The organism is Candidatus Magnetominusculus dajiuhuensis (assembly GCF_046044395.1).
GTDB classification, from domain to species: Bacteria; Nitrospirota; Thermodesulfovibrionia; order Thermodesulfovibrionales; family Magnetobacteriaceae; genus Magnetominusculus; species Magnetominusculus dajiuhuensis.
The window spans coordinates 1-10,339 of the sequence record NZ_JBJUSG010000125.1; the positions used below are offsets into that span (position 1 = coordinate 1).

Genomic DNA, 10,339 nt, shown 5'->3' on the forward strand with positions numbered 1-10,339 from the left:
AACATGTACTATCCCTGCCACAGACTCAAGGAAATCATACCCTGGAATATCCACTAGGACTTCTTCTTGTCAGAGCGTCCCTCTTCTTTCATCATCAGTTGAGTAGACAACTCCCGCATCCACCTCTGCCCGCGGGTACTGTTTTGGGATTTCCTATAGCAATTTTCCTTACTTCACCAGCCTTCAGATATTCAAAGGGTTTTATCTGGCTGATGGAGTTTCCCTGAGTATTGGCCGGAGTTATCAGCACTATAGTGTTTTCCGCAAAGTTAACTTTCGACCCACTAACTATTAATCCCTTTTTTTCCGCTTCATCCATATCCTTCTGTGCAGCCGAGGCAAAGGCATCAACCGGCGCACCTCCTTCAATCTGTTTCACCAAATCGCCGGATGCACCGAAATTAAATGTTATCTTAACCACGTTGTTGTTTGCCTCGTAAAGCCTTCCCAACTCTTCAAAGGCATTTTTTAAACTTATCGCCGCAGAAATGGTTATTTCTTTTTGAGGTTTGGCTGCACCTGTTTGCACAAATACCACAAATAACAAAACCGCAAATAGCAATGACTTCAAAATCTTCATACCTTCCTCCATATGGTTCATCTCACCATAAAGTTTACCGAATAGTAAGATTCTGAGGCTATCTTATTCTGTGTTCCTGCGCTGCTACAAACGCCCGTAACACGGCGTTAATACGGGTTTGATAGCCTCTCCCATCATGTTTGAACCATTTCAAGACATCAGGGTCTAAGCGCAACGTTACCATTTCTTTGGTTTTGGGCATGACAATCTGAGCTTTATCAAACCACCTGGAATCGGGAATAAACGTGTCGGGGTCACTGACAACAGCATGTTCGATTTCTGTATCAGTCATTGCCGCAACCCGTGCCCAATCTGTCTTGTCATCAATCGGTTGCGCTTTTTTTAATGCGTGCGTAGTATGCTTCTTGCTCATGGGTTCCTGCCTTCCTTGCGCTTATTATCCGGCGGTTGTCCCCGCGCCGTGTGTAAACCACAAAAATCAAAACGCCGTTGACTTCGCCATAGGCACCTATACGCTCTTCGCCGTAATCGCGGCGGGTATCAGTCATCTCTATAGTCTGTCCGTCAAAAATAAACTTCGCCGCCTTGAAGTCTATTCCATGCTTCACAAGGTTTACGGATCGTTTTTGTTCATCCCATTCAAACGACATAATTATAATTACATAATGTAATTACTACTGTCAATACTTTTTTTGTACCGCTGTTTGAACTTTATCGGCCTTCTTCCTGAAGACAAGCAACTCCTCCATGTCTTTTGACGCAAAGGACTCGTGCATGTCCGGTTCAGGGATGCTTCCACTCTTGCCCGACGCGTGAACCTTCAGAGATATTGGGATATAATTGTCGGCAATTTCTTTAGGTGGATATATTGGGGGGGCCTTTTTGGCCTGTACCGCGACACTCTCTGTAAATATCCAATCGGGAAGTTCTTTCAGATTTCCTATTTGTTCACTTTTGGCGTTAATAACCCTCATCCCGTTATAAAATATTAAGGACATCCCTGAATCGGCAATATAAACAGATTGGCCATCGGCGCCTTCTTTCTTTAAAAATCTTACGACATCCCCTGTGCGGTCAGCGTACGGGGCGTACGTCTCACGTATAAGCGTCGGCAGGGACAGTCTTGGTTGATGTATTTTAAATGGTACGTTTGACGGGTCGAGTAATTTTATAGGATAAAGTGGATAGTAAGCCGCATAGTTGGTAAGACATAAAGTGAGGACAAGGATATATCGAATTGCCTTACTGCCGATGTATCTTATTAATATGACCGACTGTAAGACATAGACTGCCGGAAGCAATGGCAGGAGATAACGCAGATATACACCGGGCGCAACAGAAACACTGGCCGCCACAGAGGGAATCAATATCCATAAAAACATCTCTATATCATCGGCGGGCTGCCTCTGACGGTTGTCGTTTGGGGATGTAATAAGAATATATATAGGCGGCACTATAAAAATTACAAGGGCAACTATGTGAAAATTCATCTCCCACAGATAATAGACGACTTTCTCGGCGATATTTTCCCTGCCGGCATATCCGGCCTGCCGCCACGGCCTTGCATAGACTATCCACGGTAGGGCTGTCAGGGTAAAAAAGATAAATATGGCAGAGGCAGAGCGCCAGAGCCTGTCATATCTTTTGTAACTAATCACGGCAAGCACAACAAACGCTGCCACACTTCCGGCAACAACTATATAATTGCCATAAAACTGAATCGTAAGGGCCGCCGCCGCAAGCGCAATCCCTGCCACCCGCCTTCCCTTTAGCAACATGTAAACGCCCCAAATAAACACAATCTCCGCAAATATTACCAGCGAGTAATAACGGCACTGCCTCACATGCAGGACAAAGACCTCCGAGGTTGACAGCAACAACATAGACATAACGGAAATCTCATGGCTGCCATATATTCGATAGACGACAAACGCTATAAGCGCCACAGACAAAAATCCTGCTATGGCAAAAGGCAGGCGCGCCACCGTGGTTGACTGTCCGAATAATTTGAAAGACGCCGCGGTCAGATATTCAGAGAGCCACGGCGACCATGTCCAGTTGCCGTTGTTATCCGTGTCAATGTTATCTCCCATATAGGTAATGGTATTTACGCCGTCAGAGACCTTGGGCAGACCAAACTTATCAATGTTAACGGCAAGTAGCGCGGTTTCTGCCTCGTCTCCCCACATGAGTCTGTCGCCGAGGTGATAAAATATCAGGAAAAAGGCCAGCAATAAAATGAACACATACGCCGCCGCTGCCCTGCAATCAACCCTTGACATACTATCGCGCCATGCCCTTTCTTTTATACACGGTCATTTGGACAATCTCCTGATTGGTAAGGTATTCGTGTGTGTCCGGTTCGGGAACACCTCCCCTTCTGTTTGAGTTGTGGACGGGTATTGAAACGGCGTCGTAGTATTTGTAAATAACCTCGGAGGGGGCTATTGCAGTCTTGCCGGAGATGCCCGACGCGCTTACAGGAAACACCCAATCAGGCAATTTGTCCGCAGGAAAACTATTGACTAACCGCGCGTCAATGATATTCATATCCGTATAAAAAATAAGCGGAAACTCGGGGTCAAAAACGAAAACAGACTGATCAGGCCTGGCCTCCTTTTTTAGGAATTTTACAACATCCTCAAGACGATTGGTATAGGGTGTTGTAATCTCTGAAATCAAATCCACGATAGTCAGCCTTGCATGGTGTCCGCCGGTAAACGGGTAGGCCGAATAAACCGGGATAAAATTGGAAGCCACCAGCACTATCATTAAGGCAGCCCGTAGGAGGGCGGGTTTGGCGTATCTCATCAATAGCCCCGCTTCGATAATCGCAAATACAGGAAATAGCGGGGTTATGTAGCGAAGGTTCTGCCCCGGCCCAAACGACACGACAAAGACGTGTATGGGTACGAAGAGCCAAAACAATTTCCCCATATCCGCCTCGATGGACGTTTCAGAGGAAGCGACAGGGACGCCCCTGGCACGGTGGTAAATGTGATACACCGTTGGCAATATTAACAAGGTAAATGGAAAAATATGAAAGTGTATCTCCTTAGAATAAACCAAAAGTCCCTGTATGAAATTCCCGCCCGACGCGTAACCACCCTGTTGCCAGGGCCTCGCGTATAAAAGCCACGGCAGGCAGGCCGATACAAACAGTAGCGCCCCAACGCTGAGGCGGTAAAAGAGCCTATGATAGCGTCTGCGTATGACAACAGCCCAAATCCCTATGGCGATTACGTTGCCGGGGGCCACGACATAGTTGCAGTAAAACTGCAGCGACAGTGCCGCGGCGGCGTGCCAGACACCGTGCATAGTATCCTTTTTTAAAACAAGATAAAGCCCGTAAATAAGCCATATCTGGCCGAAAATAATCAGCGAATAGTAGCGTCCCTGTCTGGTGTGAAGGATAAAGAGTTCTGTTGCGGCAAATATAATGGCCGAAAGCACCGCCTTTTCATAATCGCCGGAGATACGAAAGGCCACAAACATAAGGGCAACAACGGACATGAACCCAAAGGCGGCAAAAGGAAGCCGTGCAGCGGTGGTTGATTTACCCATTAGAGACAATGACGCCGCGGCGAGGTACTCGCCAAGCCACGGCCTCCATGTCCAGATATGGTTTGTATTGGAGTCAACAGACTGGCCGTACAGCGTTATCGTGTTCTTGCCGTCTGTGTTTACCGGCAGGCCATATTTTGTAATGTTCAGCGCAAGCAGGGCAGTCTCGGCCTCATCCCCCCACAACGGCCTGCCGCCGAGGTTGTAAAAGAGCATAAACGCGGTAAATGCCAACACCGCCAAACCAATGGCCGCGCGATATATATGTTTAATATCTGCGGGGGAACTCATTTCGTGCCTGGTTTTCTTTTAGATGTTTTTGAAGTTAAATCCTCTAATAAAAACTGGATTCCTGCTTTCGCAGGAATGACAGAAAAAGAAAATTCAAATCCTCTGACATTGCCGACTCTGATCAACAATCCAGGCATATTCCCTGCTTCCATAAAAAATATGTCATTCCTGCGAAAGCAGGAATCCAGACAACCATCAACCATCTATCGGAGTTCATTTCGTGCCTGAATTTCTTCTATATATGACGAATTTTTCTTTCTCTTTCGCGGTGAAGTATTCATACTTATCAGGGTCGGGGATGCTGCCTGCCCTTTTAGATTTGTGGACTTCTATTTCTATCGGCGTGAAGTCTTTTGACAAATAATCGGGGATATTGTCAGGTTTCATATCAAACACACATGACGGGCCAATCGGGAAAAACCAGTCCGGTGGCGGCATATCCCTGCCGGAGATAAACCTGCCGTCAATTATCCTCATATCTGTATAAAATATCAGGGGAAATTCGGAATCGAAAACCAGAATGGAGTCGTTAGGGGTGGCCTCTTTTTTGAGAAACGCGGCAACATCGTCCAGTCTGCCCTCATATGGCGTGGCGATAGAGCGCATTAAGTTGATTATTGGGAAAGCCGGTTTGTGGCCATACCGAAAAAAATACAGCCCCAAAATGGATAAAATATTGGTGAGACACAAAAGCCCAACGAGGGCATATCGCAAAAGGCCGACTTTGACATATCTCACAAGCAGCGCGGCCTGAAGGATACAAAACACAGGGATAAGAGGTACGAAATAGCGCACAAACAACCCCGGCATAATCGAAATTATGGCAAGCTGAAGGGGTATTACAATCCACAAAAAAAGCTCCACATCTTTTTGAGCGGGCTGAATCGGCGTTTTTTCAATGGAGATATTTTGACCGCCTCCTGAGAATCGCCTGAAAATAAAGTATGCGGCAGGGATTAATAATAGCGCGAATGGAAACATGTGAAAATTTATCTCCACTGCATAGTAATGGAGCTTGGGAATATAGAGCCTGTTATTGAGCTGACCAGCCTGGCTCCACGGCCTGGCGTATAGTATCCACGGCGCGGCCATCAACGCAAACGCGGCAAACCCGGAGATAACGTACCGCCAAATGCGTTGGCGGCGTTCTTGTACGAGAATTACGGTAAACACAATGGCTATGATATTTCCTATGACAATAATGTAATTACAATAAAATGCGGTGGCAAGGGCCATTGACATATGAAATGCGCCGCTTCTGCCGCGTCCCCTGATAATCCGGTATAGTCCCAGTATGAGCCAAATCTCCGCAAAAATTACGACTGAATAGTACCTGCACTGCCGGGCGTGAAGAATAAACAGCTCTGATGTAATAAGGCACAGCACGGCTATTATGGTTGTTTCGTGGGTTTCGTATATTTTATACACTAAACGGGCGAGCAATATGGCAGATAGCAACCCCAAAAAAGCGAAAGGCAGGCGTGCCGCCACCGTTGATTTACCCAGCATGGAAAACGACGCGGCCGTCAGGTACTCATCAAGCCAGGGCCGCCACGTCCAGACGTTGTTGTCGTTGGAGTCAACCGCCTTGCCGTACAAGGTAATAGTATTTTTGCCGTCTGTGCTTACAGGCAGCCCATACTTCATAACATTTGCGGCAAGTACGGCAGTCTCGGCCTCATCCCCCCAGAGAGGTCTGCCGCCGAGATTGTAAAACATCGCCATAGCGGTAATGATAGTGAGGACAATATAAACGGCCACAACGCCGTGTCTTAGCGGTGTGGTCAAGTCTTGCTTCGCGGCTTAGGCGGCTTTCGCAAGGGCAGAATCAACCTGATTGCGCGCTCAAATAACAGGTAATCCATTGACCAGTTGATTAACACCATCAATCGGTTGCGAAAGCCGATTAGATTTATCAGATGGACAATAAGCCAGAGCACCCAGGCGAAAAATCCGGTAAATGATTTCTTGCCTATCTGCGCCACGGCCGTATTGCGCCCGATTGTAACCATTGCCCCCCTGTCCTTATATACAAAGGGACTTGCCGGTTTGCCATTGATTTTGCCGAGGATATTCTTTGCGGCCTGTACGCCCTGTTGAACCGCCACAGGGGCGGTCATAGGAAGCTGGCGCCTGTTGTCCTCCATTGAGGATAGGTCTCCGATGACATATATCTCCTGCCGTCCCTCGACCTCAAGCGTAGGCAGCACCATAAGAAGCCCGTTTCGCGTGGCTGAAAGTCCCCATGTCTCAGCAATTGGGTCAGCGCAAATGCCGGCAGTCCAGACGACGGTTTGCGTAGGCAGTATGTCTTTGTCTTTGAGATGAACGGTCAGAGGCGTGACTTTATCCACAAGTGTCTCAAGCATGACATTGACCTTCATACGGTATAATCTGTCAAGGGCGTAGTCGCGCAGCATCTTAGGAAACGAGAGCAAGACGCTGTTGGCCGCCTCTATGAGAATCACTTTTACGTAATCGAAGTCTATAGAGGGATAGTCTTTTTTCAGCGGGCCGTGGATTAGTTCGGCCAGCGCCCCTGCGAATTCCACACCCGTAGGGCCACCCCCAACAATTGTAAACGTGAGAAGCTGCTGTCTTTTGGCGTCGTCTATTTTTCTGGAGGCGTACTCGAAACAGCGCAAGATGTGATTCCTTAAGGTTATGCCCTGCTCAAGACTCTTCAGTTGGAAGGAATATTCGGCGGCGCCAGGTGTGCCGAAAAACTGAGTAGCGCTTCCGGTGGCAAGTATAAGATAATCGTACGATATGGCATAGTCAGTGCTGAGAAGGATTCGTTTGTCTAAGTCAATTTTTTTTATATCAGCAAGGACGAACCTGACATTGGTGTATTTTCGTAAAATACTCCTTATAGGGTATGCGATGTCCTCAGGCTCAAGTTCCGCCGCCGCCACCTGATATAGCAGCGGTAAAAAGGTGTGATAGTTATTCCTGTCTACAAGGACTACGTCAACGGGCTGATTGGCAAGGGTTTTGGCCGCCCAAAGCCCGCTAAACCCCCCTCCGGCTATCACAACGCGGGGTCTCACGCCTTTATTCTTTGTAACAGAGTCGCTCATTAAGGTATTATATCAGTTAGTGTTTTAATTTTCCACCACCGTATGATATACTTATCGTGTGCAAATTTGTTGATAGGTAAAATAATAAAATAGATAGAGGTCAACAAGAGAAATGACAAGGGTGGCTATATGACAAGGGTGGCTATATGAGAAGAATAGCTGTGAAAGAGACCTACAAAGACGGGCAGGTGATAATCAAAGAGGGCGGCTATGGTGAGGGCACATATTTGGTGATCTCCGGCAAGGTTCGTATTACCAAAAAAGTAGGCAACGATAGTTTGAACATAGCGCTGTTGGAAAAAGACGATTTTTTTGGTGAGATGAGCTTTCTGGACAGACAGCCACGCTCAGCCTCAGCAATTGCCGTAGGGGATGTGCAGCTTGGGCTGATAGACAAGGATTTTCTTGAAGAGGAAATTAACAAGACCTCGGAAGACTTTCGCCATATCCTATATACTTTGGCAGAACGGCTGCGAAGGACGTCCTCTTTAGTAGTGAAACTGATTGCTGAAAATCACAACCTGAAACAACAGAAGTAACACGCCTTTTCCGGGCAATGAAGCGCACGTTTGAGGTGAGAGCGGGGTGAGGGCGCGGCCATTGAGGTGATTGCGGGCGGTGCTATTAAACAAAAAGGCGGGCGGTGCTATTAAAGTAATGTTGTGTGCTGACAGACCTCAAAGACGCTGCTCGCCAATACAGGGATGTAATCCACACAGTAAAGACATCGGGCGATAGCATGTTCGAAGGCTCAAAAATAAAGAAACTTATAGCGGAGCTTAATGAGGCCAAGACTGAAAGCGACCAGTCAAAGGCGGTAGAGGCCCTCGTAGTTTATGGCAGAAAGGCATATCCACGTATAATTGACGCCTTTCGTAACAGGCGTCTCCATCAGACAAGGGCCAAGGCGGTTCTCTTCAGGTTGTGCGATTTCCAGTACATGGTGGACATATTGCAGCTCATCGGCGAACCTAACGAGGAAATACGCAGAACGGCAAAGGAGCTCATACTGAAAAAATACGCGGACGCGGCTGCCCAGCCGCTGCTTGATTACCTGAGGAGCGCTGACAGCAATTTCAGAATGGCCGCCGTGGACTTATTGTGTACGCTGAGGAGCAAGTCTTGCGTGCCCATGCTTATGGCGATGTACGGAGAGGGTGACAGTGAGCAGAAGAAAAACATAATACGGATATTAGGGGAGACTGACGCCCCCGGTATAACGAAATTGTTAATCAGCGCCTTGTCCGACACCTCGCTATCTCTGCGTATTCAGGCTGTGCGGGCGTTGGCGGTGTTGAAAGACCCTGAGTGCGTTGTCCCTCTTACACAGTTGCTGGCTGAGGATGACACGCTCTTAAAGCGCGCCGTGCTTGAGGCCCTCGCGGCGATAGGCGATAAGAGGGCTGCCCCCGCGGTGCTTAATCTATTGAAGGATGTTGACCTTGTCATAAGACAAAAGTCCACCGAGTGCGTCATACAGCTTGCGGATGCGAGTATTGTCCCTGATATCATCAAATTGATGAGGGATAAGGATGTAAACGTAAGGCGGTGTGCCGTGGATGTACTGAATAACGTCAGAGACCCAAGCACGGCGGACACACTTGTGGCGGCCATGAAGGACTCGGATTGGTGGGTCAGGCAGATAGCGACAGACGCGCTTGCAGAGGTAAAGGGCGAGAACATTGTCAAGTTTTTCATTGCTATGTTAAAGGATTCCTCAGATGTAAACGTAAGGCGTTGCGCCGTGGAGTTTTTCAATAAAGTTACCGACCCGTTGGCCCTTGAGCCTCTTATTGCGACATTAAACGACACAGACTGGTGGGTGAGGGAGAAGGTGGTTACAGCACTTGGGGCGTTGAAGGACAAGCGCGCTGTTGCGGCCCTTTCCTCTGTGCTTGACGATAGCGAAATAAAGTGGGTCATCCCGTCGGCGCTTGCCTCAATAGGCGGGCAGGAGGTTATTGAGCCGCTTTTTGTCCTGCTTGCCGACAGTGAGAAACGCGTCAGGGTGGGCGCTGTAAAGGCGCTTGGCAAATTAAAAAATCCCGACACGATTACTAAATTAAAAGAGATGCTTGACGACCACGAAGACGAAGTGCGCCTTGAGGCAGTCAATGCCCTCAAGGAAATAACCGGCAGGGTCTTTAAGACCGGCGACGGGAAACAGCAGCAACAAACCCTGAAGACGATGATGGGATTTGTGCTGCCTGAGGGGTCTATTCAGACTGAGGCCATCCTCGTCCTTGATTTGTGCAACTCCACGGGCATAGCCAATAAGTACGGCGATCAATTTGCCCTGGATCTCACAAAGACACTAACGGAGAAGGTGCGCCCGATAGCGGCAAAAGAGGGCTGCCGGTTTATGAAAAGCACCGGCGACGGTTTCTTAATAACATTTCCAAAGGTGGTTAACGCGATTCGTTTTGCCTTTACCATCCTGAAAGAGATAGCGGCGCACAACGAGACCCAGGACGACTCGGCGAGGATTCAACTGCGCTTTGCAATAAACCAGGGTGAGACGAGAATAGACGCCAAAGGGGACAGGCTCGGAGTTGCCACCAATATGACGTTTCGCGTGGAGGGCGTCAAAGGGGAGGATTTAATTCCCCTGGAGGGCAGCATGAAAAAAGAGGAACTGCCGCTGGTTGACCGTGTCTTAGTGACGGAACATGTGATTGAGGACGCCTTACAGATAGAGGGGATAAAATCCCGGCTCGTGGGCCTGTTTGAGCTGAAAGGCATCAGCGGACTTCACAGGGTGTATCTTATCACAAACACATAGTAGGCCGGTTTCGCTTTGGTTTGACAGAATTTATCCCTATAACCGACATAGAGAAGCGAAAAGAGTTAAAAGCCCCCGTGC

Annotated in this window: 10 protein-coding genes; 2 read left to right on the forward strand and 8 right to left on the reverse strand. The window is 48.2% G+C overall.

The genetic code is table 11. The annotated features are described in order from the left end of the window. Window positions 1-94: 94 nt before the first annotated feature. From modA to AB7D94_RS14220, 8 genes are all read right to left on the reverse strand, one after another. Complete coding sequence (gene modA / locus AB7D94_RS14185) at window positions 95-580, reverse strand: molybdate ABC transporter substrate-binding protein (RefSeq protein WP_420266594.1); 486 nt, start codon at window positions 578-580, stop codon at window positions 95-97. A 58-nt stretch (window positions 581-638) separates the two neighbouring features. Continuing rightward, window positions 639-953 carry a BrnA antitoxin family protein gene (locus AB7D94_RS14190; protein WP_420266595.1) on the reverse strand — a complete coding sequence of 105 codons (315 nt, stop codon included), beginning with the start codon at window positions 951-953 and terminating at the stop codon, window positions 639-641. After that, window positions 904-1,191, reverse strand: a complete 288-nt coding sequence (locus AB7D94_RS14195; protein ID WP_420266596.1) for a BrnT family toxin — start codon at window positions 1,189-1,191, stop codon at window positions 904-906. Before AB7D94_RS14195 ends, AB7D94_RS14190 begins: the two co-directional genes overlap by 50 nt. A 30-nt stretch (window positions 1,192-1,221) precedes the next feature. Then, on the reverse strand, window positions 1,222-2,823 hold the full coding sequence (locus tag AB7D94_RS14200) for a glycosyltransferase family 39 protein (RefSeq protein WP_420266597.1): 1,602 nt from the start codon (window positions 2,821-2,823) through the stop codon (window positions 1,222-1,224). A gap of 1 nt (window position 2,824) precedes the next feature. Continuing rightward, window positions 2,825-4,396 (reverse strand): ArnT family glycosyltransferase, encoded by a 1,572-nt coding sequence (locus AB7D94_RS14205; RefSeq protein WP_420266599.1) that lies wholly within the window; start codon window positions 4,394-4,396, stop codon window positions 2,825-2,827. After that, the gene (locus tag AB7D94_RS14210; protein ID WP_420266600.1) at window positions 4,393-4,548 is read right to left on the reverse strand and encodes a hypothetical protein; all 156 of its coding nucleotides are present in this window, start codon (window positions 4,546-4,548) and stop codon (window positions 4,393-4,395) included. Before AB7D94_RS14210 ends, AB7D94_RS14205 begins: the two co-directional genes overlap by 4 nt. A 61-nt stretch (window positions 4,549-4,609) precedes the next feature. Continuing rightward, the gene (locus AB7D94_RS14215; RefSeq protein WP_420266601.1) at window positions 4,610-6,184 is read right to left on the reverse strand and encodes a glycosyltransferase family 39 protein; all 1,575 of its coding nucleotides are present in this window, start codon (window positions 6,182-6,184) and stop codon (window positions 4,610-4,612) included. Continuing rightward, window positions 6,181-7,476, reverse strand: a complete 1,296-nt coding sequence (locus AB7D94_RS14220) for an NAD(P)/FAD-dependent oxidoreductase (protein ID WP_420266602.1) — start codon at window positions 7,474-7,476, stop codon at window positions 6,181-6,183. The genes AB7D94_RS14215 and AB7D94_RS14220 overlap by 4 nt, the downstream gene beginning before the upstream one ends. A 146-nt stretch (window positions 7,477-7,622) precedes the next feature. Between AB7D94_RS14220 and AB7D94_RS14225 the strand changes: the two genes are divergently transcribed. Next, complete coding sequence (locus tag AB7D94_RS14225; protein ID WP_420266604.1) at window positions 7,623-8,015, forward strand: Crp/Fnr family transcriptional regulator; 393 nt, start codon at window positions 7,623-7,625, stop codon at window positions 8,013-8,015. Window positions 8,016-8,140: 125 nt separating this feature from the next. After that, on the forward strand, window positions 8,141-10,258 hold the full coding sequence (locus tag AB7D94_RS14230; RefSeq protein WP_420266605.1) for a HEAT repeat domain-containing protein: 2,118 nt from the start codon (window positions 8,141-8,143) through the stop codon (window positions 10,256-10,258). The last annotated feature ends 81 nt before the right edge of the window (window positions 10,259-10,339 follow it).

Coding starts and splice junctions, on each gene's coding strand:
- AB7D94_RS14225 (WP_420266604.1), top strand. CDS start 7,623: ATGAGAAGAATAGCTGTGAAAGAGACCTACAAAGACGGGCAGGTGATA.
- AB7D94_RS14190 (WP_420266595.1), bottom strand. CDS start 953: ATGAGCAAGAAGCATACTACGCACGCATTAAAAAAAGCGCAACCGATT.
- AB7D94_RS14210 (WP_420266600.1), bottom strand. CDS start 4,548: ATGGAAGCAGGGAATATGCCTGGATTGTTGATCAGAGTCGGCAATGTC.
- AB7D94_RS14195 (WP_420266596.1), bottom strand. CDS start 1,191: ATGTCGTTTGAATGGGATGAACAAAAACGATCCGTAAACCTTGTGAAG.
- AB7D94_RS14200 (WP_420266597.1), bottom strand. CDS start 2,823: ATGTCAAGGGTTGATTGCAGGGCAGCGGCGGCGTATGTGTTCATTTTA.
- AB7D94_RS14205 (WP_420266599.1), bottom strand. CDS start 4,396: ATGAGTTCCCCCGCAGATATTAAACATATATATCGCGCGGCCATTGGT.
- modA (WP_420266594.1), bottom strand. CDS start 580: ATGAAGATTTTGAAGTCATTGCTATTTGCGGTTTTGTTATTTGTGGTA.
- AB7D94_RS14220 (WP_420266602.1), bottom strand. CDS start 7,476: ATGAGCGACTCTGTTACAAAGAATAAAGGCGTGAGACCCCGCGTTGTG.